This is a genomic window from Curtobacterium guangdongense (genome assembly GCF_049341845.1).
Lineage (GTDB): Bacteria > Actinomycetota > Actinomycetes > Actinomycetales > Microbacteriaceae > Curtobacterium > Curtobacterium guangdongense.
In genome coordinates this window covers 452,565-474,943 of record NZ_JBMPIT010000002.1, presented here as the reverse complement: position 1 = coordinate 474,943, position 22,379 = coordinate 452,565, and the positions used below count along the sequence as shown (strand labels likewise).

At 71.0% G+C, this 22,379-nt stretch carries 19 protein-coding genes and 1 tRNA gene; 13 read left to right on the top strand and 7 right to left on the bottom strand.

All coding sequences use genetic code 11. The features are described 5' to 3' along the window. Positions 1–229: 229 nt before the first annotated feature. Positions 230–1,408, bottom strand: a complete 1,179-nt coding sequence (gene nhaA, locus ACO0E1_RS04665) for a Na+/H+ antiporter NhaA (RefSeq protein ID WP_422873111.1) — start codon at positions 1,406–1,408, stop codon at positions 230–232. 96 nt (positions 1,409–1,504) lie between these two features. Here nhaA and ACO0E1_RS04660 point away from each other — a divergent pair, with 96 nt between their 5' ends. The 7 genes from ACO0E1_RS04660 to ACO0E1_RS04630 all read left to right on the top strand — a co-directional run bounded on the left by ACO0E1_RS04660 (position 1,505) and on the right by ACO0E1_RS04630 (position 8,075). After that, entirely contained in the window at positions 1,505–2,182 is a 678-nt protein-coding gene (locus ACO0E1_RS04660; protein ID WP_422873110.1) for a MazG family protein, read from the top strand. Positions 2,183–2,451: 269 nt separating this feature from the next. Beyond that, the gene (hisS, locus tag ACO0E1_RS04655) at positions 2,452–3,696 is read left to right on the top strand and encodes a histidine--tRNA ligase (RefSeq protein ID WP_422873109.1); all 1,245 of its coding nucleotides are present in this window, start codon (positions 2,452–2,454) and stop codon (positions 3,694–3,696) included. A 99-nt stretch (positions 3,697–3,795) separates the two neighbouring features. Beyond that, positions 3,796–5,079 carry a phosphopyruvate hydratase gene (eno, locus tag ACO0E1_RS04650; protein WP_422873108.1) on the top strand — a complete coding sequence of 428 codons (1,284 nt, stop codon included), beginning with the start codon at positions 3,796–3,798 and terminating at the stop codon, positions 5,077–5,079. A gap of 187 nt (positions 5,080–5,266) precedes the next feature. Then, entirely contained in the window at positions 5,267–5,803 is a 537-nt protein-coding gene (locus ACO0E1_RS04645; RefSeq protein ID WP_422873107.1) for an FtsB family cell division protein, read from the top strand. Positions 5,804–5,852: 49 nt separating this feature from the next. Further along, the gene (locus ACO0E1_RS04640; protein ID WP_281267118.1) at positions 5,853–6,401 is read left to right on the top strand and encodes a DUF501 domain-containing protein; all 549 of its coding nucleotides are present in this window, start codon (positions 5,853–5,855) and stop codon (positions 6,399–6,401) included. A gap of 44 nt (positions 6,402–6,445) precedes the next feature. Then, a complete protein-coding gene (locus ACO0E1_RS04635; protein WP_422873106.1) occupies positions 6,446–7,906 on the top strand; it encodes an NAD(P)/FAD-dependent oxidoreductase in 1,461 nt (486 codons plus the stop codon). Positions 7,907–8,001: 95 nt separating this feature from the next. Further along, positions 8,002–8,075: transfer RNA gene (locus ACO0E1_RS04630), tRNA-Leu, on the top strand. 2 nt (positions 8,076–8,077) lie between these two features. On the opposite strand, the gene ACO0E1_RS04625 is transcribed toward ACO0E1_RS04630, so the two are convergent. Further along, the gene (locus tag ACO0E1_RS04625; protein ID WP_422873105.1) at positions 8,078–9,181 is read right to left on the bottom strand and encodes a fatty acid desaturase family protein; all 1,104 of its coding nucleotides are present in this window, start codon (positions 9,179–9,181) and stop codon (positions 8,078–8,080) included. Positions 9,182–9,351: 170 nt separating this feature from the next. Here ACO0E1_RS04625 and ACO0E1_RS04620 point away from each other — a divergent pair, with 170 nt between their 5' ends. Together ACO0E1_RS04620 and ACO0E1_RS04615 are read left to right on the top strand one after the other, a co-directional pair. Then, the gene (locus tag ACO0E1_RS04620) at positions 9,352–9,633 is read left to right on the top strand and encodes a hypothetical protein (RefSeq protein ID WP_422873104.1); all 282 of its coding nucleotides are present in this window, start codon (positions 9,352–9,354) and stop codon (positions 9,631–9,633) included. 25 nt (positions 9,634–9,658) lie between these two features. Further along, positions 9,659–10,981 (top strand): threonine/serine exporter family protein, encoded by a 1,323-nt coding sequence (locus ACO0E1_RS04615; protein WP_422873103.1) that lies wholly within the window; start codon positions 9,659–9,661, stop codon positions 10,979–10,981. A gap of 156 nt (positions 10,982–11,137) precedes the next feature. Here the strand turns inward: ACO0E1_RS04615 and ACO0E1_RS04610 are convergent, their stop codons facing one another. Then, on the bottom strand, positions 11,138–12,808 hold the full coding sequence (locus ACO0E1_RS04610) for a class I adenylate-forming enzyme family protein (protein WP_422873102.1): 1,671 nt from the start codon (positions 12,806–12,808) through the stop codon (positions 11,138–11,140). 247 nt (positions 12,809–13,055) lie between these two features. Further along, positions 13,056–15,443 carry a hypothetical protein gene (locus ACO0E1_RS04605; protein WP_422873101.1) on the bottom strand — a complete coding sequence of 796 codons (2,388 nt, stop codon included), beginning with the start codon at positions 15,441–15,443 and terminating at the stop codon, positions 13,056–13,058. A 228-nt stretch (positions 15,444–15,671) separates the two neighbouring features. Between ACO0E1_RS04605 and ACO0E1_RS04600 the strand changes: the two genes are divergently transcribed. Then, the gene (locus ACO0E1_RS04600) at positions 15,672–16,253 is read left to right on the top strand and encodes a LemA family protein (RefSeq protein WP_422873100.1); all 582 of its coding nucleotides are present in this window, start codon (positions 15,672–15,674) and stop codon (positions 16,251–16,253) included. Between the two features lie 22 nt (positions 16,254–16,275). Beyond that, on the top strand, positions 16,276–17,178 hold the full coding sequence (locus ACO0E1_RS04595; protein WP_422873099.1) for a M48 family metalloprotease: 903 nt from the start codon (positions 16,276–16,278) through the stop codon (positions 17,176–17,178). On the opposite strand, the gene ACO0E1_RS04590 is transcribed toward ACO0E1_RS04595, so the two are convergent. Beyond that, complete coding sequence (locus tag ACO0E1_RS04590) at positions 17,175–18,482, bottom strand: winged helix-turn-helix domain-containing protein (RefSeq protein ID WP_422873098.1); 1,308 nt, start codon at positions 18,480–18,482, stop codon at positions 17,175–17,177. The genes ACO0E1_RS04595 and ACO0E1_RS04590 overlap by 4 nt on opposite strands. A gap of 94 nt (positions 18,483–18,576) precedes the next feature. Between ACO0E1_RS04590 and ACO0E1_RS04585 the strand changes: the two genes are divergently transcribed. Together ACO0E1_RS04585 and ilvA are read left to right on the top strand one after the other, a co-directional pair. Next, a complete protein-coding gene (locus ACO0E1_RS04585; protein WP_422873097.1) occupies positions 18,577–19,836 on the top strand; it encodes an AI-2E family transporter in 1,260 nt (419 codons plus the stop codon). Between the two features lie 46 nt (positions 19,837–19,882). Continuing rightward, complete coding sequence (gene ilvA, locus ACO0E1_RS04580) at positions 19,883–21,130, top strand: threonine ammonia-lyase (RefSeq protein ID WP_422873096.1); 1,248 nt, start codon at positions 19,883–19,885, stop codon at positions 21,128–21,130. 126 nt (positions 21,131–21,256) lie between these two features. Here ilvA and greA read toward each other — a convergent pair whose 3' ends face one another. Continuing rightward, the gene (gene greA, locus ACO0E1_RS04575) at positions 21,257–21,745 is read right to left on the bottom strand and encodes a transcription elongation factor GreA (protein ID WP_281267130.1); all 489 of its coding nucleotides are present in this window, start codon (positions 21,743–21,745) and stop codon (positions 21,257–21,259) included. 75 nt (positions 21,746–21,820) lie between these two features. Continuing rightward, positions 21,821–22,330, bottom strand: coding sequence for a DUF4307 domain-containing protein (locus ACO0E1_RS04570; protein ID WP_422873095.1), 510 nt, complete (start codon positions 22,328–22,330; stop codon positions 21,821–21,823). Between the last annotated feature and the right edge of the window lie 49 nt (positions 22,331–22,379).

Genomic DNA, 22,379 nt, shown 5'->3' with positions numbered 1-22,379 from the left:
CAATCACCACCGACCCCACACCGGACTCGGCGGCCAAACCCCATCAGATCGCGTTCACAACCTCACGGGGAACTACACCTAGCGCTCAGCAGGGTGCGTGGCCAGGCCGGCCACGTGCCCTGCGGCGTGCGCGCCGCCGGACGGGAGGCTCAGCGTGGGCTGGCACCGTGCCTCCCGTCCGGCGACCGGTCGCGCCCACCGCACCGCCCGCTGCATCCGAGGCGGCGCGCTACTCGGTGGACTCGGCCTCGGAGAGCTCGCGGCGAGCCCGGTGGTGGCGCGCCTTGAGGCTCACGACGATCGCGGAGGCGACCATCGCGATGCCGGAGCCGATCAGCACGGCGAGCGTGCCCTCGTCGACGATCTCCTCGTTCTTCGCGAACGCCAGCTCGTTCATGAGCAGGGACACCGTGAAGCCGATCCCGCCCAGCACGCCGACCGTCACGATCGACCAGAACGACAGCGACGGACGACCCGGCCCGCGGAAGACCCGTGTCGCGACGGCACCGAACAGGGTGATGCCGACGACCTTGCCGACCGGAAGCGCGAGGACGACGCCCCAGAACGTCGGGGAGAGCTCACTGATGCCGACCGCGGGGATGACGACCGCCGCCGACGCGAACGCGAAGATCGGCAGCACGACGGCGTTCGACCACGGTTCCACCCGGTCGTACACGGTGTGCCCCGGGCGCCGCGGCAGCACGAGCCCGAGCGCCACGCCGGCGATCGTGGCGTGCACGCCCGAGTGGTGGACGAGCCACCAGGTCAGCGCGCCGAGCACGATCATCGCGGCGATGATCCAGCCCTGGCCGACGCGACCCGGGCGCAGCATCCGGCCCAGCAGCCAGAAGAGGACGAGCACGACCACGGCGCCACCGAGTGCGAGGAAGTCGGTGTCGCTCGCGAAGACGACGGCGATGATGACGATCGCGATGAGGTCGTCGAGGACCGCGAGGGCGAGCAGGAACACCCGGAGCGACGACGGCAGGCCGCGGCCGAACATCGCGAGGACGCCGAGCGCGAAGGCGATGTCGGTCGCGGTCGGGATCGGCCAGCCGTGCGTGTACTGCGTGCCGGCCGTCACCGCGAGGTACACCCCGGCGGGCACCAGCACGCCGCCGACCGCCGCGATGGCGGGGACGATCGCGGTCTTCGGGTTCGACAGCTCGCCCGCGACGAGCTCCTGCTTGAGCTCGATCGCGACGAGCAGGAAGAACACGGCGAGGAGCCCGTCGCTGATCCAGTGCGCGACGGTCAGGTCGAGGCCGAGCGCACCCCACGGGGAGTGCAGGTGCAGCACGTGCTCGAGCCCGGGGCCGGCCGGGGTGTTCGCGACGACGAGGCCGAGCACCGCCGCGGTGAGCAGGGCGATGGCGCTGAAACGGGGGGAGCGGACGACAGCAAGCATGGAACTCCGTCAGAGATCGGGAAACGGTCCGTCGACCAGACTTCCCGACACGCCCCGACCATCGTACCGGACGGCCCCCGTGCGAGCATGGCCGACATGAGTGCCATGGAGGACCTCGCAGCCGTCGTCGACCGCCTGCTCGCCCCGGAGGACGGGTGCGTGTGGAACCGCGTGCAGACGCATGCGTCGCTGTCGCGCTACGCGGTGGAGGAGTCGTACGAGCTCGTCGACGCGATCGAGGACGGCGACGCCGACGACCTCCGCGAGGAGCTCGGCGACGTGCTGTACCAGGTGGTGCTGCACGCGGGGATCGCTGCCCGCGACGGAGCCTTCGACCTGCAGGACGTCGCCGCGACCGCCCGCGACAAGATGGTCCGCCGACACCCGCACGTGTTCGGCAACGAGCGTGCGGACACGGTCGAGGACGTCGTCCGGGTCTGGCGCGCTGCGAAGGCCGCCGAGAAGTCGAGCCGGACGAGTGCGTTCGACGGGGTCCCGCGGGCGATGCCGCCGTTGGAGCGTGCGGTGAAGCTGCTGGAGCGCCTGGAGGAACGTGGGGACGCCGCCGCGGTGGTCGCCGCCGTCGTCGCATCGGCCGGGGAGGGCGACGGCAGGACGGACGACCGTGCGGACGGCGTCGACACGGGATGGGGTGTCAGCATGCTGGCGACGGTCGCCGAGGCGCAGCGCGCGGGGGTCGACCCGGTCGCGAGCCTGCGCGCGGCGGTTGCTCGGCTCGACGCAGCGGGACGCGCGACCGACGCTGTCGGGTGAGGACGGGGGACCGTCGTCACGCGGGAGAAGTGCGGGCGTCCTCCTAACCCGAAAAAGGAGGACGCCCGCAGAGCGGGCAGACGGCGCCCCAGGGGTGGTGGCGCCGGCAGGGAAGCCCGCTCGAACCGCGGGGCACACTGCAGCACGTTGCCCACGCGATCGGACCGGTGGGTGGATCAGGCACCCGGTCGGTCCGAGGTTCTGGATAGAGAATATCAGTGGGTCGGGCGGCTCGCAACCCGAGCGTCGCGATCTGACAGGATTGACCCATGGCGACGACCGTGACGGCACCCCGTGGCATGCGTGACTTCCTCCCCGCGGACAAGGCACGTCGCGAGCACGTCCTCGGCGTGATCCGGGGGGTGTACTCCCGCCACGGGTTCGACGAGATCGAGACTCCGGTGGTCGAGGACTCCGCACGCCTGCACTCCGGCCTGGGCGGCGACAACGAGAAGCTGGCGTTCGGTGTGATGCGCCGCGGGCTCTCGGTGGAGGACCTCCGCAGTGCCGAGGCCCCGCTCGACCTCGCCGACCTCGGGCTCCGCTTCGACCTCACGGTGCCGCTCGCCCGCTTCTACGCCTCGCACCGCGCCGAGCTCCCGACGGTGTTCCGCGCCGTGCAGATCGCGCCGGTCTGGCGTGCCGAGCGCCCGCAGAAGGGGCGGTACCGGCAGTTCGTGCAGTGCGACATCGACATCCTCGGCGAACCCGGGCAGCTCGCCGAGATCGAGCTCATCCGGGCGACGACCGCCGCGCTCGACGCACTCGGCGTGACGGGGACCTCGATCCGGATCAACGACCGCCGCATCCTCGTGGCGCTGCTCGCGTCGTGGGGCATCACCGAACCGGCCGCCGCCGACCGTGCCCTGATCACGATCGACAAGCTCGACAAGATCGGCGCTGACGGTGTCGCGCGGGAGCTCGGCGAGGTCCTCGGCGTCGACCTGCCCGACCTCGCCACGACGATCGGCGCGCTCGAGACGGCCGAGTGGGAGAGCGTCCGCGGTGCCGCGTGGCTCGACGAGGACGCGTTCGCCGACCTGATCCGGCTCCGCGAGGCGCTGCCCGACGTCGACCTGCGCTTCGACCCGACACTCGTGCGCGGCATGGGCTACTACACCGGGACCATCTTCGAGGTCGCACACCCGGACTTCGGGTACAGCCTCGGCGGCGGCGGGCGGTACGACGGCATGATCGGGCGCTTCCTCGGGCAGGACGTCCCCGCCGTCGGGTTCTCGCTCGGCTTCGAGCGGCTCGTCGACCTCGTGACCCTGCCGGAAGCGGCCACCTCCGACGCCGTCGTGCTCGTGTACGACAAGGACGTGGACCCGCTCAGGCTCGCCGCGCTCAAGAGCGAGGCGCTCGAGCAGCACCACCGCGTCCGGCTCGAGAAGCGGACCAAGAACACGAAGAACCTGCTCGCCGGTCTGGCGGCGCAGGGCTTCGGGTCGTTCGCCACCGTCGGCGCCGACACGACCTCGCTCGAGGGTGTGGAGTTCCGCCCGCTCGCCTGACTTGTCCACAGTCGTCACCGAGCGCAACGAAACGGTTCACCGCGCCTCGGTAGGATCGACTCCGCAAGCACCACAACCGCAACGTGTAGGGAGTACCCCGTGGCCGTGATCGATGCCGTAGGAGCACGCGAAGTCCTCGATTCCCGAGGCAACCCGACGGTCGAGGTCGAGGTCCTCCTCGACGACGGCGTCGTCTCGCGCGCGCTCGTCCCGTCCGGCGCCTCCACCGGCGCCTTCGAAGCGTACGAGCTGCGCGACGGCGACAAGGCCCGCTACGGCGGCAAGGGCGTCCTGAAGGCCGTCGAGGCCGTCCTCGACGAGATCGGCCCGGCGCTCGAGGGCTTCGACGCCACCGACCAGCGTCTCGTCGACGCCGCGCTCATCGAGCTCGACGGCACCGAGAACAAGTCCCGCCTCGGCGCGAACGCGATCCTCGGCGCCTCGCTCGCCGTCGCCCGCGCCGCCGCCGACTCGGCCGACCTCCCGCTGTTCCGCTACCTCGGCGGCCCGAACGCGCACACGCTGCCCGTTCCGCTGATGAACGTCGTCAACGGTGGCGCGCACGCCGACACCAACGTCGACATCCAGGAGTTCTTCCTGGTGCCCTACGGCGCCGAGAGCTTCTCCGAGGCGCTCCGCTGGGGTGTCGAGACGTACCACGCCCTCAAGGGCGAGCTGAAGAAGCAGGGCCTGGCGACCGGCCTCGGCGACGAGGGCGGCTTCGCGCCGGAGCTCGCGTCGAACCGTGCAGCGCTCGACTTCCTCGTCGCCGCGATCGAGAAGGCCGGCTTCACCCCCGGCAAGGACATCGCGCTCGGCCTCGACGTCGCGTCGACCGAGTTCTTCGCCGACGGCAAGTACAACTTCGAGGGCAAGCAGCTCTCCTCGCAGGAGTTCACGAGTTACTTCTCGGACCTCGTCGCGAACTACCCGCTCGTCACCATCGAGGACCCCCTCGCCGAGGACGACTGGGAAGGCTGGACCCACCTGACCGCCGAGCTCGGCGGCAAGGTGCAGATCGTCGGCGACGACCTCTACGTCACGAACCCGAAGCGTCTGCAGCGGGGCATCGACGAGAAGGCCGGCAACTCGATCCTCGTCAAGGTGAACCAGATCGGCACGCTGACCGAGACCCTCGACGCCGTCTCGCTCGCGCAGCGCCACGGCATGACGGCGATCCTGTCGCACCGTTCCGGCGAGACCGAGGACACCACCATCGCGGACATCTCCGTGGCGGTCGACGGTGGCCAGATCAAGACCGGCGCCCCGGCTCGTTCGGACCGCGTCGCGAAGTACAACCAGCTCCTCCGCATCGAGGAAGAGCTCGGCGACGCCGCGGTCTACGCGGGCCGCACCGCGTTCCCGCGCGCCGCAGCGCTCTGACCAGCGCTCCCCACGAGACGCCGTCCTCCTGCCGGAGGGCGGCGTCTCGTCGTCGTCGTGGGCCGGAGGGCGGCGTCTCGTCGTCGTGGGCCGGACGGACGGGGTGAGCCGAGCCTCCAGGCTGGGAGGCCACCGGATGGCCGCGTGCCGAACGGACGGACCAGCCACGTCGGGTTATCGTCGTGTCGTGCCCAGCGAGAAGCCCCGCGTCCGCCGCGTCCCCGTGGCGATGCCCGACGGCGCGCGAGCGGAGCAGCCCTGGTACCGCTCGATCCGGTTCTCCGGCTTCAGCCTGCTCATGCTCGCGATCATCGTGCTCTTCGTCGTGGTGCTCGCGCCGTCGCTCCGCACGCTCATCCAGCAGCAGGAGCAGATCTCGCAGAAGCAGCACGAGGTCGCCGCGCAGAAGTCCGACGTCGCGCAGAAGAAGAAGGACGTCGCGCGCTGGGACGACCCCGCCTACATCGAGGCGCAGGCCCGCGACCGCCTGCTCTACGTCTACCCGGGGGAGCAGAGCTTCCTGGTGATGGGGGAGGGCACGACCTCCGCCGACGGCAAGCCGACGACCGACTCCGGCGCGCCGGTGAGCTCGACGGTGCAGACCCCGAAGGTGGACTGGGTGCAGGCGATGCTGTCGTCGGTGCTGAAGTCCGGGCTGTCCGACGAGACGACGCAGGAACTCGTCGCACCCGACGTGTCCGGCAGCGGCAACTCCGGCAACTGACGTCACGTCGGTGCGAGGCCGTCCGGAACTCCGGTAGCCTCTTGTACCCGTGACGACCCCTCCGTTCGACCCGCCGTCCGAGCACGACGTCCAGGTGGTCTCGGCCCAGCTCGGCCGCCCCGCCCGTGACGTCGTCGGCATCGCGGCGCGCTGCGTCTGCGGCAACCCGACGGTCGTCGCCACGAAGCCGCGCCTGTCGAACGGCACCCCGTTCCCCACGCTCTACTACCTGTGCCACCCGGCGGCCACCGCTGCCGTCAGCACACTCGAGGCGAACGGCGTGATGCCGGAACTCGCCTCACTGCTCGAGGACCCCGAGACGGCCGAGCGCTACCGCGCTGCCCACGAGGCGTACCTCGCTGACCGCGAATCCATCGAGCACGTCGACGAGATCGACGGCATCAGCGCCGGCGGTATGCCCGTCCGCGTGAAGTGCCTGCACGCCCTCGTCGGTCACACACTCGCTGCCGGCCCCGGCGTGAACCCCATCGGCGACCTCGCGCTCGAGCGCGCGAGCTGGTCGCCCGACCGGTGCGAATGCCGGGCGTATGATGAGGGTGCAGACGCCGGAGTCGGGGCGGGTGGTGGCGAATTCTGACCAGCCGCCCGGCAACCACCCCCACTCCAAGGAGATCATCCCCCGTGCCCAAGATCCTCGTCGTCGGCGGCGGTTACGCCGGCTTCTACACCGCATGGAAGCTCGAGAAGCACCTTCGCCAGGGCGAAGCCGAGGTCGTCATGGTGGACCCGCTGCCGTACATGACGTACCAGCCGTTCCTGCCGGAGGTCGCCGCCGGTTCCATCGAACCGCGTCACGCCGTCGTCTCGCACCGTCGTCACCTCAAGAAGACCCGCGTCGTCACGGCGAAGGTCACCAAGGTGGACCACGCCTCGAAGACCGCGACGATCACGCCGGCGATCGGCGAGCCGTGGGAAGAGTCCTACGACCAGATCGTCATGACGGCCGGTGCCGTCTCCCGCACCTTCCCGATCCCGGGCGTCGCCGACGAGGCCATCGGCCTGAAGACCATCGAGGAAGCCGCGGCGATCCGCGACAAGATCCTCACGAACTTCGCCAAGGCGTCGAACCTCCCGGCCGGTCCCGAGCGCGACCGCCTGCTCACGGTCGTCGTCGTCGGCGGTGGCTTCGCCGGCATCGAGGTGTTCGCCGAGCTCCGCTCCTTCGTCACCGACCTGCTGAAGAGCTACCCGCAGCTGTCCTTCGACGACACGCACTTCCACCTGGTGGAGGCGATGGGTCGCATCATGCCCGAGGTGTCCCTCGAGACCTCGCACTGGGTGCTCAAGAACCTCGCCGAGCGCGGTGCGAACGTGCACCTCGAGACGCAGCTCGCGTCGGCCGTGGGTGGCGTGTGCCAGCTCAAGGCGAAGGACGAGTCGATCGAGACCATCGAGTCCGACCTCATCATCTGGACCGCCGGCGTCATGGCGAACCCGATGGTCAAGGGCACCGACTTCCCGCTCGAGCCCCGCGGCCGCATCACCGTGCAGCCCGACCTCCGCGTCGTGAACGAGGACGAGGTCATCGCCGACGCGTGGGCCTGTGGCGACGTCGCAGCCGTCCCGGACCTCACGGGTGCGGGCGTCGGCGGCATGTGCGTCCCGAACGCGCAGCACGCCGTCCGTCAGGCCAAGCAGCTCGCGAAGAACCTGGTCGCGGTGCTCCGCGGCGAGGCGACCGTCGACTACAAGCACGACAACCTCGGCGCCGTCGCGGGCCTCGGTCTCGGCATCGGTGTCTTCCAGTCGGGCAAGTTCGCGATGAAGGGCTTCCTCGCATGGGGCGCGCACCGTGGCTACCACGGCATGGCGATGCCGTCGTGGGAGCGCAAGTGGCGTGTCATCGGCGACTGGGTGGGCGGCTTCTTCCTGGGCCGTGACATCGCGTCGCTCGACGACCGCGAGACCCCGCGTGCCGCGTTCGAGGCATGGGCCTCGCGCCCGAAGCCTGCTGCTGCCGAGGAGCCGAAGGCCGTCGCTCCGTCGCCGGAGGAGGGCACCCCCGCCGGTGCCGCCGGCCCCGCGTACGGCAAGCCGGCCGAGGACGTCTCGAACGAGGCAGCCCCGGTCGACGCCAAGTAGCGGAGCCCGCTCACGAAGTAGCGGACCCCGCTCACGCCGAAGGGCGGTCACCCCACACGGGGTGACCGCCCTTCGTCGGTAGGCTGGATCGCCGCGCCCCCGTGGCCCAACTGGCAGAGGCATGCGACTTAAAATCGCCGAGTTGTGGGTTCGAGTCCCACCGGGGGTACGTCAGTGCAGGCGGTACGCCGTCACCATCGGGCAGGTGAACGGGTCGCGTGCGGCGAGCCCGACGCGGTTCAGGTAGGCGACGACGATCGCGTACGACTTCCCGAGGCTGGCCTCGGTGTACGGGATGTCGTGCTTGGCGCAGTGCGCCTGCACCATCGGCTTGGCCTTGCGCAGGTTCGGGCGCGCCATGCTCGGGAAGAGGTGGTGCTCGGCCTGGTGGTTCAGTCCGCCGAAGAGGTGGTCGGCCCAGATGCCGCCGGTGATGTTGCGCGAGGTGCGCACCTGGCGGGACAGGAAGTCGATGCGGGCGCCCTCGGCGATGATCGGCATGCCCTTGTGGTTCGGGGCGAACGAGCCGCCCATCATCACGCCGAACACGGCGAGCTGCACGCCGAGGAAGGCGGCGGCGACGGGGAACGGCATCAGCGCGAAGACGGCCCAGAGGTAGATGCCGAAGCGGGCGACGAGGAGCGATCCCTCGATGACCCGGTCACGGCCGGTGCCCTTGATGTGCTGACCGGTGACGAGTGCCTTGACGCCGAGGAAGTGCAGGTTCGCGCCCTCCATCGTCAGGAGCGGGAAGAACGCCCAGCCCTGCACGCGGGTGAGTGCACGGAGGAGACCCTTGCGCTCGGCTGCGTCCTCCTCGATGAAGGACACGGTGTCCTGCGCGATGTCGGGGTCCTTGCCGATGGTGTTCGGGTTGCCGTGGTGGCGGTTGTGCTTGTTCATCCACCAGGTGTAGGACAGCCCGACGACGAACGTCCCGACCCAGCGGCCGGCGTGGTCGTTCCACTTGCGTGACGCGAACACCTGACGGTGCGCGGCTTCGTGGGCGAGGAACGCGAACTGGGTGAACAGCGCGCCGAGGATCCCGGCGGGGATGAGCACGAACCACGAACCGTCGAGCAGCGCCACGGCGGTGAAGCACACGGCGACCAGGGCGACGAGGACACCGAACACGGCCCAGTAGAAGCCGACACGGCGTTCCAGGAGTCCGGCGGCACGGACCTCTTCGAGGAGGTCCTTGTAGGTCGACGTCGCGGTTGCTGCTCCGGCGACGCGAGGAGTGGTGGATCGGTACAGGGTCGATGGTGCGGGCATCAGGGCTGCTTCCATCAGGAACAGCCCTTCGGCCGAACTCAGAGTTCCCGCGAATGCGGTTGCATCGAAATCTAGGTGCTGAACCTGGGCACGCACCGTGGAGTGCGCGTAGCGTCCAGCCGAGGTCGTCCCCCGTTCTGTGGCGATTCCGGGCACGGAGGTCCCCGACCGTGAAGCACATCATCTACGGCTTGGCGACGGTCCTCACCACGGACGACGCCGCGTACGCGGTGCTCGAGTACGCGGCGGCCCTCGCGCAGGCGGGTCTGGCCGACACCGTGCACGTCCCGACCGTCGACCGCTGGGGGATGGCCACCACGTCGAGCATCCTGCTGGCGCCCGCGATCGGGCTCCTCGTGCAGTCGGCGCCGGACGACGAGCTGCACCCGGAGACCGAGGGGTTCACGAGCGAGATCCGGTGGCGTACGCGGGCGGTGCAGACCGCGCACTGACCCCGGTGACCGTTAGCATGCTCCGGTGGTGGGATTCGGCAGCGCGCTCGCGAACCTCCGTGGTGTCCTCCGGCAGCCGGAGTCGCACGTCGAGGTGGTCGACGGGGAGACCGTCCCGGTCGGCATGCTGCTCGGCACGCTCGGCACCCTGCTGCTCGACGCCGGCAGCTCCGTCACCGACGTCCGTTCCGCGCTCGAGAAGGCCCGCGACTCCGCCGGCATCGGCCCGGAGCTCGCGGTCGGGGTGCTCCCGGCACTCGTGATCGTCAGCGAGACCGCGACGGGATCGGCGACGATCGTGAACGCCGAGGGCGTCGAGCTGTCGTCCCGGCAGGCAGCGCGCGCGAACCGGCTGGTCCTCGGCCTCGAGAGCGGCTCGATCGCCCTCGCGGAGATCCCGGCGCGGGTCAGGGCGATCCGAGCGGGCACCCGTCCTCCGGCGCCGCTGCCGTGGATCGCGGGCAACGCCCTCACCGCCGCTGGACTCGCGGTCGTGTTCCGCTGTCCGTGGTGGGCGATCCTGGTCACGCTCGGCGTCGGCGCGCTGGTCGGGGTCATCGGTCTCCTGCTCCGCCGCTTCCGCGAGGCGGTCGCCATCATCCCGTTCCTCGCGGCGTTCATGTCGACGGCGGTGGTCGGGCTCGTCGTCGCCCAGACCGGGTTCGGGCACGTCCCGCTCTTCGCCGTGTGCGCTCCGGTCGCGGTGTTCGTCCCCGGGGCGCTCATCACGAACGCCCTGCTCGAACTCACAGCGGCGGACATCGTCACCGGGGCGTCGCGGCTCGTGCAGGGCGTGATCATGCTCGGGTTCATGGCTGCCGGCATCGCCGCCGGCAGCGCGCTCACCGGGCTGCACGTCGACCCGTCGTCCGCGGCCCTCGTCGGCGAGGTCGCCGGGGTCGGGACCGACCGCGGCGGCTGGGAGGCGGTGCCGTCCTACTGGGTGTCGTGGGTCGCGGTGGTCGTCCTGGCGCTCGGTCTCGGCCTGGTCTTCGGCTCCGGCTGGCGTCTCACGTTCGTGTCCGTCGCGGTGATGGTGACCGCCTACGCCGTGCTGAGCGGCACGAGCCCACTGTGGGGCAGCGTCGTCGCGACCGGCGTGACCGCCGCCCTCCTGTTCGTCGCCACACGCCTGCTCGAACGGCTCGTCCCGGTGATCCCGGCGACGGTGTCGTTCTTCCCCGCGTTCCTGCTGCTCGTGCCGGGCACGGTGGGGCTCGTCGCGGTGTCGACCCTCGACCCGGTGGCGCTCGCCACCCCGCTCGCGACGTTCGCGAGCCTGTGCATCGGCACGAAGATCGGCGGGCTGCTCCCCGGCTTGTTCGCCCGCAACGCCCCGGCGCACTGAGCCGAATCGCGCGTAGGAAGCCGAATCGCGCGTAGGAGGCCGGATTTTCCGACCACCTACGCGCGATTCGTCTTCCTACTGCGGGTGCGATGGGAAAGAACGCGACCAGGGCCGGACGGGAGGCTCGTGGCGGGCCCGCCACGAGCCTCCAATCCGCTACGGCGCCAGCAGCAGCCCCGCTGTGTCGTCCTCGGCGGCCGTCGCCTTGGCGAGGTAGTGCACCTTCTTGCCCGTCGCGTTGTAGGGCAGCTCGGTGACGAAGCGGTACTTCCGCGGGCGCTTGTACCGAGCGAGACCCGGGTGCGACCCCGTCCACTGTTCGAGCTCGGCGGCCGCGGCGGCGTCATCTGACGGCAGCCCGCGCTCGGCACGGATGACGTACGCCGTCACGACCTCGCCCCAGCGTTCGTCCGGCACCCCGGTCACGATCGAGTCCGCGACGCCGGGGTGCTCCTGCAGGACCGCCTCCACCTGGACGGGGTGCACGTTCTCGCCGCCGGAGATGATCATGTCGTCCTTGCGCCCGACGATCGTCACCCGCTCGTGCTCGTCCCACGTCGCGAGGTCACCGGGGTAGAACCAGCCGTTCGCGAACTTCTCCGCCTCGAGGCCCGGGTTCCGGTACGAGTACCCGGACTTCACGGTGCGGACGGCGAACTCGCCGATCTCGGTGCCGTCCTTCGCCACGGTGTCGCTCGGCGCCGCGAGCTCGTCGGCGTACACCCGGACGACCGCGACGTCGTCGTCGGTGGAGGCCCTGCCCGTCGAGCCGGCACCGTCGGGGAAGTCCTCCGGACGCAGGAACGTGTTCCAGAACGTCTCCGTCGTGCCGTAGCCGTTGAAGATCCGCGGGGAGAGCAGCTCCTGGTACCGCAGGGCAGCGGCACGGTCGAGCGGCGCCCCCATCGTCACGATGCCGTGCAGGGACGACAGGTCGCGCGGCCGCTTCTCCTGCGCGTTGGCGAGCTGCACGAGGTTCGGCGGCGCCCCGATGAGGAACGTCAGCCGCTCCGATTCGACGAGGTCGAGCACGCGGTCCGCGTCGAAGTGGCGGAGCGTGGTGAGCTCGGCCCCGACGTAGAACACCGGGTTCGGGCCACCCGAGTACAGGCCGCCGCGGTGGAACAAGGGCGACATGTTCAGCGTCTTGTCGAAGGGGCTCAGCGGGAAGTGCATGACCACGTCGTGGGCGCTGAGCACCTCGACGAGGCTCGGCAGCGGGACGGGCTTCGGTCGGCCCGTGGTGCCCGACGTGTACAGCCGCGTCGTCTCGTCGTAGGTGCTCCGCGGCTCGGTCGGCGCGAGCTCGTCCGTCGTCACCGGGTCGGCCGCGAGGAGCTCGGCGAAGGGGGTGTCCTGCCGGAGCGCGTCGCCGACGACCACGACGTGCGCCGGGTCGTGCGAGGCGCTCGACAGCGCGGCCGTGATGTCCGTGGTCCGGTCGGCGTCGTACACGAGCACGACCGGGGCCGAGTCGTCGACGATGAACGCGACCTCGTCCGCGGCGAGCCGGAAGTTCGTCGGCGAGAACACCGCGCCGATGCGGTGGCACGCCAGGTAGAGCATCGCGAACTCGGGGGAGTTGAAGAGCTCGACCATCACGACCGAGCCCTTGCCGGCGCCGTGCCGGAGGAGCCATCCGCCGATGCGGTCGACCGCGTCCCCGAGTTCCGCGTACGTCCACGACCGGTCCGTGTCCGGGTCCCGCAGTGCTGGGCGTCCGGCGAAGCGGTGCGTGTTCCGCGCGAAGCCGTTGGCGTAGGTGTAGCTGCCCTCGAAGACCTCGCGGAACCGGGTCGGGTCGTAGTCGGATCGGGTCTTCGTCATCGTCGCTCCCATGCGCTCGTCGGTGCTCCGACGCACCGTTCGCCAGCGTAATCCGCGCGCGCAGTGCCGGGCGCGCGGCGCGCGCCGGTCGAGTGCGCGGCAACGGCGACCGGTGCGCACCCGGGGTGACCACTGGTGCGCACTCGCCGCCTGCGGGGTGGTGGCGGCGTGCCGGGGTCGGGCGAGCCTCCAGCGCGTCGGCGGGCCGGGCGCGGTCTTCGGAGCCGGACTGGAGGCTCGGTGCGGGTCAGCCGCGGACGTCCGGTTCCAGGACCCGGACCCACAACCACGTGGCGGCCGCGACCGCGGCGCACCCGCAGGCGACGACGCCCATGGCGACGGGGGAGACGTGGGTTCCGGCGGAGCCCGAGTAGACGGCGGCGGCCAGTGCGACGCCGACGGCGGCGATCGACGCGTAGCGACCCCGGGAGTGCGCCCACAGTGCGCTTCCGGCAGAGCCGGCGACCGGCAGCAGCGTCACGACGAGCGATCCGAGACCGCCCACGCAGAGGGTGATCGCGAACTCCGAGACGAGCGACGTCCAGAAGCCGGTCCCCGGGGTGAGGCTGTGCAGCAACCACCCGGCCGCGGCGAGGACCAGCAGTGCCGTCGAACGCCACGTCGCGCTCCTGGCGCACGCGGCGACCCCGGCGCCGAGGCGCATCGCGGCGGTGTCGACGTCGAGGCGTCCGGCCGGCACCAGCAGCACGCCGACGACGATCGCCGGGGAGAGGTCCGCGACACGGGTGATGCCGCACGCCACGAGGGCGGCGAGCACGAGCCACGGCGAGATGCGGTACCGGACCGTGTGCCGGTCGGCGCCGGCAGCCCAGCGGGTCGCCAGCACCACCGCGGCCGCGAGCACCGCCGCGCCGAGCAGGACCGCGATCGCGAGGCGGACGTACCGGGCCTCGAGCTCGACACCGACCCCGAGCAGGGTCAGCACGGCGGCGAGCGGGACCGCCACGGCGACGGACGCCCAGCTCGGCAGCGCTTCGTCGCCACGGGTGCGCTCCGCGCGGGGGCGGTTGCGGCCGGTGAACGAGGCGAGGCGGACGGGCATGCGACCGCGGAGGGTGCGTGCGACGAGTCGTGCGGGCCCGGCGACGAGGAGCAGGAACCCGGCCGCGACCGAGGCGGCGACGAGGAGCGTGCGCCACGAGAAGGACGACTGGATCGTGGGGACGGTCCGGTCGAAGCTCGTCGCGATCGACCAGTCGCCGGCCGGGCCGGACCAGTCTTGGCCGCCCGTGCCCGCGCTGCCGCCGCCGGTCCCGGCTCCGCCGCTGTCCGTTCCGCCGCTGCTGCCCGGGGTGTGCCCGGAGGTCCCGCCGGAGCCGTCGGCCGTGCCCGGTCCCGCCGTCCCGGTGGGGGTGCCACCGGTTCCGGCGGACCCACTCGGGGCGCTGCTGGACGGTGCACTCGACCCGGGGGTGCTGGTGGAGCCCGTCCGGACCGTGACGTCGACGGCGGCGGACGACCGCGAGTGGTTCCCCGCGGCGTCGTGCTGCAGCGCGGTGACCCGGTGGCGGCCTGCCGAGAGCGTGGTGCCCTCCGCCGAGCACGCCCAGGAACCGTCCGAACCGACCGTGGCGCCGCACACCGCGACGCGGTCGACGTACGCGGTCAGGGTGGCGCCGGGCTCACCCGCGCCGCGGATCGTCAGCGGCTGGGAGCCGATCCGTGCACCGGTGCGCGGGTCCGTGACGCGCGGGGCGTCCGGCGGGGTGCGGTCGATCGTGATCGACACCGGCTGCGACGCGGCGCTGCGGAGGTCCGAGCGGAACCCGTTCGCGGTGCTGGCCGTCTGGGTGGCCGTCATCGCGACGGTGCCGCTCGGACGCGGCGATGCACCCGTCGCCCAGGACACGATCCAGCGGCCGTCGGGCCCGACGACGGCGGTGCGATCGGCTGCGCCCCCGTTCGTCGTGGTGCCGGAGAGCGACACCGTGACGGTCATGCCGGCGTTCCCGGTGCCGGAGACGGACCCTGCGGTCGGTGCACGCGTGGTGATGCTCGGCGGGACGACCACGTCGGACGCAGGAGCGTCGGCGGTGCGGCGGGAGGGGTCGGTCGTGTCCTGCACGGTGAACACCTGCTGCGGACCGGTCTGGACGGTGCCGTAGCAGGACCACGCGCCGCCGGCGTCGGCCGTCGCGGTGCACACCGAGCGGCTGGACACGGCCGGGTCCATCACGCGGATGCCGTGTCCGGGCGTCGCGGTGCCGTGGAACCGGCCCGTCGCACTCGTGAGGTCGCCGGGGTCGGCGATCGTCGGGTCGACCGGGGGACGGTCGGACGGGGGAGCGGTCGGGGAGCCCGTCGGGGCGGACGACGGCGGGGCCGGACGGGTGTCGGACTGGGTGGGGGCGGTCGTGGCCGTCGGCGCCGCGGTGCTCGTCGTTGCCGCAGGAGTGCTGACGGTCGCTGCTGGCCGCGACGTGGCGGTCGCTGCCGGCCGCGACGTGGTGGTCGCTGCTGCTGCCGTCGGGGCCGCCGCGAGGGCGAGCAAGGCTGCGGCGAGCGTCGCGGTCAGGCCCACCAGCACCGTGCCGCGGGCGGACCTCCGGGGTCGACGAACAGGGCCGTCGCCCCCGACTGCCCTGGTGTCCACGTGGTCCCCGCGCGTGTTCATGCCCCTCCATCCCACGTGATGACGGCTGATCGGTCAATACACCTCGCGGATGATGTCCCCGATCCGAGCCGGTCCCGAACGTGCGGTGTGCGTGCCTGGGGAATCGACCGAGAACCTCGGGCCGCGCTCGGAACCGCCACGGAGCGTCGTTAGAATCATCGATGGCCGTCCGGTGCACCATCGGTCGGCCACACGCGAGCATCCCGACGCGACAAGGAGCACTCCCGCATGGACACCGGACTCATCACGACACTGATCGTCATCGGCGTGGTGGTCGTGGTCCTCGTGGTCGTCGGGATCTACCTCTGGGTCACGTACAACTCGCTCGTCACGCTGAAGGTCCGCGTCGACGAGGCGTGGAGCGACATCTCCGTGCAGCTGAAGCGCCGCGCGGACCTCATCCCCACCATCGTCGACACGGTGAAGGGGTACGCCACGCACGAGAAGTCCGTCTTCGACGACGTGACGAAGGCCCGCTCCGAGACGTTGAGCGCCGGCGACGCGACCCAGGCATCCGCAGCCGAAGGGCACATGCAGAAGGCCCTGAAGAGCGTGTTCGCCGTCGCCGAGGGGTACCCCCAGCTCCAGTCGAGCCAGAACTTCCTGCAGCTGCAGACCGAACTCGTCGACACCGAGGACAAGATCCAGTCGGCCAGGCGGTTCTACAACGGCGGCGTCCGGGAGCTGAACACCAAGATCAAGGTGTTCCCGAACTCGTCCTTCGCGAAGAGCCGCGGCTTCAACGAGGCATCGTTCTTCGAGACGGCCGAGCCCGCGGCGATCGCCGAGCCGCCGCGCGTCCAGTTCTGACGAACCGGCACGGCCTCCGCAGATGTACAGCGCCATCGCGCGCAACAAGCGCAACACCGTCGTCATCGTCTTCGTCTTCCTGCTGATCATCGGCGCCCTCGGGTTCCTCGGTGGGTACCTCGCGGGCAACGTCTCGATCGGTGTGATCGTGCTCGTCGTCGCCATCGGGTACGCCGTGCTGCAGTACTTCACCGCCTCGCGTCAGGCGACCGCCATCGCCGGCGGCATCGAGATCGACCGGAACACCGAACCCCGGCTCTGGCGCACGGTCGAGAACCTCGCGATCGCCACCGGGATGCCGATGCCCCGGGTCTACGTCATCCGCGACCCGTCCCCGAACGCCTTCGCCACCGGCCGTGACCCGGAGCACGCCGTCGTGGCCGCCACCACCGGGCTGCTCGAGATCATGGACGACCAAGAGCTGCAGGGCGTCATGGCCCACGAGCTCGGACACGTCCGGAACTACGACATCCGGGTGTCGACGATGGTCTTCGGGCTGGTCGTCGCGGTCGGCCTCATCGCGGACGTCCTGCTGCGCATCTCCATCTTCAGCGGGCTGGCCGGCGGGCGGAACCGGAACAACGACAACGGTGGCGGCGCGAACCCGATCCTGATCATCGCCGGCATCGTCGCCGTGCTCGTCGCCCCGATCGCGGCGATGGGCGTGCAGGCGGCGGTCTCCCGGCAGCGCGAGTACCTCGCCGACGCGACCGGTGCGCTCACCACCCGGCACCCGGAGGGCCTCGCGCGGGCGCTCGAGAAGCTCGGCGCCCACGGCCGGCCGATGCAGACGCAGAACTCCTCGATGGCGCACCTGTGGATCGCGGACCCGATGAAGCCCGGCCTGATGGACCGGTTGTTCTCGACGCACCCGCCGCTGCCGGATCGGATCGCGCGGCTGCGGGCGAACCAGGACCGCTTCTAGACGGCCGCGTCGGTCACGTCGGCCGCGTCGGCCCCGTCGGGCTCGGGAGCGTCCGCGTCGTCGGGCTCGGGAGCGTCCGCGTCGTCGGCTGCCACGTGCGGCACGAGCGGCACGTTGAGCGCCCCCGCCAGTGCACGGGCGGCGGTCCCGCGATCGGTGACCTCGATGCCGTCGAGCCCCTGCCACGCAGCTGCCCGACGCAGGGTCTCTGCCAGGCGTTCCGGATCGAGCACGGCGCCGTCTTCCTGCCAGGCCGTCCGGACGCGGAGCACCCCGCGCTGCCGGTCGTTCTTCAGGTCGACACGGCCGACGAGCGCGTCGTCCTGCAGCACCGGGAGCACGTAGTAGCCGAACACCCGCTTCGGCGCCGGCGTGTAGATCTCGATCCGGTAGTGGAACCCGTACATCCGCTCGGCACGGCGCCGGAACCAGACGACCGGGTCGAACGGGCTCAGCACCGCACTGGCCGTCATCGTGCGCGGGACCCGGGCATCGGCGTGCATCCAGGCCCGTTCGCGCCATCCCTCGACCCGCACGGGCAGCAGCTCCCCGGCGTCCTGCAGGTCGGCGATGGCCGCAGCGGTGTCGTCCGACCGCAACCGGTAGTAGTCGGCGATGTCCGCACGCGTGCCGACACCGAGCGCACGGGTCGCCCGGCCGACGAGTTCGCGGATCGCGTCGGCGCGCGCCGGTGCCGTCTCGAGGAAGCCGGCCGGCAGCACCTGCGAGGGCAGGGCGTACACGCGCTCGAAGCCCGATCGCCCCGCGCTCACCACGTCGCCCCAGCGGAACATCAGCTCGAGCCCGAGCTTGACGTCGCTCCACCCCCACCACGGTCCGCGGCGCACGTTCGACTCGTGCTCGACGGCACTCGCGGGCATCGGCCCCTCCGCGCGGAGCATCGCGTGCAGCTCGCGACGGACGGACTCGGTCCTGGTGACGTGTTCGACGCGGACCGGGGCGGCGTCCCGCTCGCGCATGGCGTCCATCTTCCAGCGGAACAGCCGGAGGTCGTCCCGCGGGATGAACGCGGCTTCGTGCGCCCAGTACTCCAGGTACGGGCCGCGCTTGGCGACCGTCAGCCGGTCGAGCGCGGTGCGGTCGTAGGCGCCGAGCCGGGCGAACAGTGGCAGGTAGTGGCTGCGGTCGAAGACGTTGACCGAGTCGATCTGCAGCAGCCCCAGACGGGTGATCCCCGCGCTGAGCGACCTGGTCGCGACGGTGTCCACCGGCGGCCGACCGAAGCCCTGCGCGGCGAGTGCGACACGACGGGACTCGGCGGCGGAGAGCGTGGTTCTGACCATGTCCACGACCCTACTGAGCGCCACCGACGTCGACCTGCTGACGGATATGCCGCATCTGGAACCTGTCAGGCGACACACGGATACACTTCCGGGCATGGCATGGGTACGCAAGCAGACTCATCCCGACCCCGTGGTCGAGGACTCGGTACCGACGGGCATGCGCATCGCCGGGGCCTGGTCCTGGCGGGTGCTCGTCGTGGTCGGGGTGATCGCGCTCTTCATCTGGCTGATGACGATCTTCAGCGAGATCCTCATCCCGTTCCTCATCGGTATCGTGATCTCCGCGCTGCTCGTCCCGTTCTCGAACTGGATGCAGCGCCACCACGTCCCGAAGTGGATCGCCGTCATCGTCAGCCTGCTCGCGGGCATCGCCGCGCTCGGCGGCCTGATCTGGCTCGTCGTGGACCAGGTCATCGCGTCCTACCCGTCGCTCCGGGACCGGACGCTCTCGCAGTACGCGAACATCCGCGACTTCGTCCTCAACTCCGGCCTCGGCATCACCCAGAAGGACGTCAACGGCTGGCTCGACGACGCCACGAAGTGGTTGCAGGACAACTCCGGGTCGATCCTCTCCGGCGTCGCGAGCGCCGGATCGAGTGCGACCCACGTGTTCGAGGCGCTGTTCATCATCCTGTTCACGACGATCTTCCTGCTCATCGACGGCAAGAACGTCTGGCGCTGGACCGTGCGGCTCTTCCCGAAGAAGGCGCGCGCAGCGGTCGACGGTGCCGGCGTGGCCGGCTGGATCACGCTGACGAGCTTCATCCGCGTGCAGATCTTCGTCGCGTTCGTCGACGCCGTCGGCATCGGCCTCGGTGCCTGGATCGTCGGGCTGTTCTTCGGCGGCATGCCCCTCGTCATCCCGATCGCCGCGTTCGTGTTCCTCGGGGCGTTCATCCCCGTGGTCGGTGCGATCGTCACCGGGTTCCTGGCGGTCTTCGTCGCGCTGATCTTCAACGGGCCGATCGCCGCGGTCCTCGTGCTCGCGGTCGTCCTGCTCGTGCAGCAGATCGAGGGGCACATCCTCCAGCCGCTGGTGATGGGCAACGCGGTGAAGGTGCACCCGCTCGCGGTCGTCCTCGGCGTCACCGCGGCATCCGGTCTGGCGGGCATCGCCGGAGCGTTCTTCGCGGTCCCCCTGATCGCGACCGTCAACGCGATGGTCACCACCATCGCGAGCGGCCGGTGGCGTCGACTCGACTCGGACCACGTGCTCGAAGCGACCCCGAAACGCGGGCAGCACGGCAACATCCAGCTCCTCCGACGTCGTCGGCACACCACGCAGGACGACGTCCCGGCCCCCGGCAGCGACAAGGAACCCACGGCCACGGACGGCACCGCCAGCACCAACTGACGTCATCGGTTCGCGGGCGGGGCCCCGCACCGACGATGATGGGGGAGTGACCGACACCAGCGCTCCTCCCCAGGCCCCCACGCTCGCCGACATCGAGGCTGCGCGGGAGACCATTGCGGGCGTTGCGCGCGTGACCCCGATGGAGACGTCGCAGTTCCTCGCGGAGCTCCTCGGGTCGCCCGTGCACCTGAAGTGCGAGAACCTGCAGCGCACCGGTGCGTACAAGGTGCGCGGAGCGTACAACCGCCTGTCAGCGCTGACGCCCGAGCAGCGCGCGAAGGGCGTCGTCGCCGCCAGTGCCGGCAACCACGCCCAGGGCGTCGCCCTCGCTGCCCGTGAGCTCGGGATCCCGGCGACGATCTTCACGCCGGTCGGCGTCGCCCTGCCGAAGCTGCAGGCGACCCGGCACTACGGGGCCGAGGTCGTGCTCCGCGGCCACTCCGTGGAAGAGGCGCTGTCGGCCGCCAAGGACTTCGGTGCCCGCACGGGTGCCGTGTTCATCCCGCCGTTCGACCACCCCGACGTCATCGCCGGGCAGGGCACCCTCGGGCTCGAGATCGTCGACCAGGTGCCCGATGTCGACACGGTCGTCGTCCCGATCGGCGGCGGCGGCGTCATCGCCGGCATCGCCATCGCGGTGAAGGGACTCGCCGAGCGTCTCGGCCGCACGATCCGCGTGATCGGCGTGCAGGCGGCCAACGCCGCGTCCTACCCCGACTCGCTCGACGCCGGGGAGCCGGTGACCATCCAGACGACGCCGACCATCGCGGACGGCATCGCCGTCGCCCGACCCGGCGAACTCAACTTCCCGATCATCCGCGACCTCGTCGACGAGATCGTCATGGTGTCCGACGACGACGTCGCCCGTGCGCTGCTCGTGCTCCTCGAGCGCGCGAAGCTCGTCGTCGAGGCCGCAGGCGCGGTCGGCGTGGCGGCGATCATGGCCGGGGCCGTCAAGGACACCGGACGGACCGTCGTGCTCCTGAGCGGCGGGAACATCGACCCGCTCATGATGGAGCGCGTGATCACCCGTGGTCTCGTCGCGGCGTCGCGCTACATCGGCATCCGGATCATGCTGCCGGACCGCCCGGGACAGCTCGCCCGGGTCTCCCAGGTCATCTCCGACGCCGGCGCGAACGTCGTCGAGGTCCTGCACACCCGGCACGGGCAGGGGCTCGTCATCAACGAGGTCGCACTCGACCTGTCGATCGAGGCCCGCGGCCCCGAGCACGCCGAAGAGGTCATCCAACGGCTCCACGAGGCGGGCTTCCGCCCGGAGCAGCTGCTGCACTGAGGCGGACGGGAGGCTCGTGGCGGCGCCGCCACGAGCCTCCCGTCCGGCCAGCGGCGCGGATCGCGCCCCGCAACGAACAACGCGCCCCGTCAGGACGGGGCGCGTCGTTCGTGAGGGGGCGCGAGCCTACGGCTCGTAGCGCTCGACCTTCGTCACCTCGACGGCGATGTCCTTGCCGTTCGGTGCGGTGTACGTCGTGGCGTCGCCGGCGCGGAGACCGACGATCGCGGCACCGACCGGGCTGACCGGGCTGTAGACCGTCAGGTCGGACCCCTCGGCCACGATCTCGCGGCTGCCGACGAGGAACGTCGAGGAGTCGCCCGCGATGGTCGCCGTCACGACGGTGCCCGGCTCGACGGTGCCGTCGAACTCGGCCTCGCGGACGGTCGCCGTCTTCAGCAGGTTCGTCAGCACGCGGATGCGAGCCTCGATCTTGCCCTGCTCGTCCTTCGCCGCGTGGTAGCCGCCGTTCTCCTTGAGGTCGCCCTCTTCGCGCGCGGCCTCGATGCGGCGGGCGATCTCGGCACGGCCTTCGCCGCTCAGCTCCTCGAGCTCCGCCTGGAGGCGGTCGAACGCCTCCTGCGTGAGCCAGGTGGCCTGCGTGTCGTTGCTCATGAAAGTCAATCCCTTCGGCCATGAAAGAACGAGACCGACCGGAGCGGTCGATCTCGTCAGGCGAATCAGGGCAGTCTAGGGAACCCAGCAGGTGTGGATCAAGCCGGTCACGCCGCGTGTCGTGGTGTTCACCTCGGTCGTGATCGACCGCGAGCGCTCCGTGGCGGCCGGGAGCGACACCGTCTTCCAGCCGACGATCGTGTACGACTTGTCGAGCACCTGGACCGCGCACTCGGCCTTCGTGCCCGGATCGACCGACACCTGCGAGTGGACGACGGCCTTGTGCGCCGAGAGGATCTCGTAGCCGACGTCCTCGGTGTCGAGGCCGTGCGAGGTCTGCCCAGGACCCGCCCAGATGACCCAGGCGCCGAACACGACGACGATCGCGGCCGCCGCGGCGATGGCGATCGTCCGGGTGCGACGAGCGCGCCCGGGGGTGCGGCCGTAGCGGTCGTCGAGGGTGGCCGTGGTGGTCGAGCCAGACGTGGTCGGTCCAGACGGGGTCGGGTTCAGCTGTTCGGACAGTTCGGGGCTCCCGGGGTGATTATCCTGATCCCAGGGTAGTTCACGCTCTCCGTGCGCCACCCGCACCCCCGATGCGCGCGCGACGTGCATCCCGATCGCCAGCAGTGAG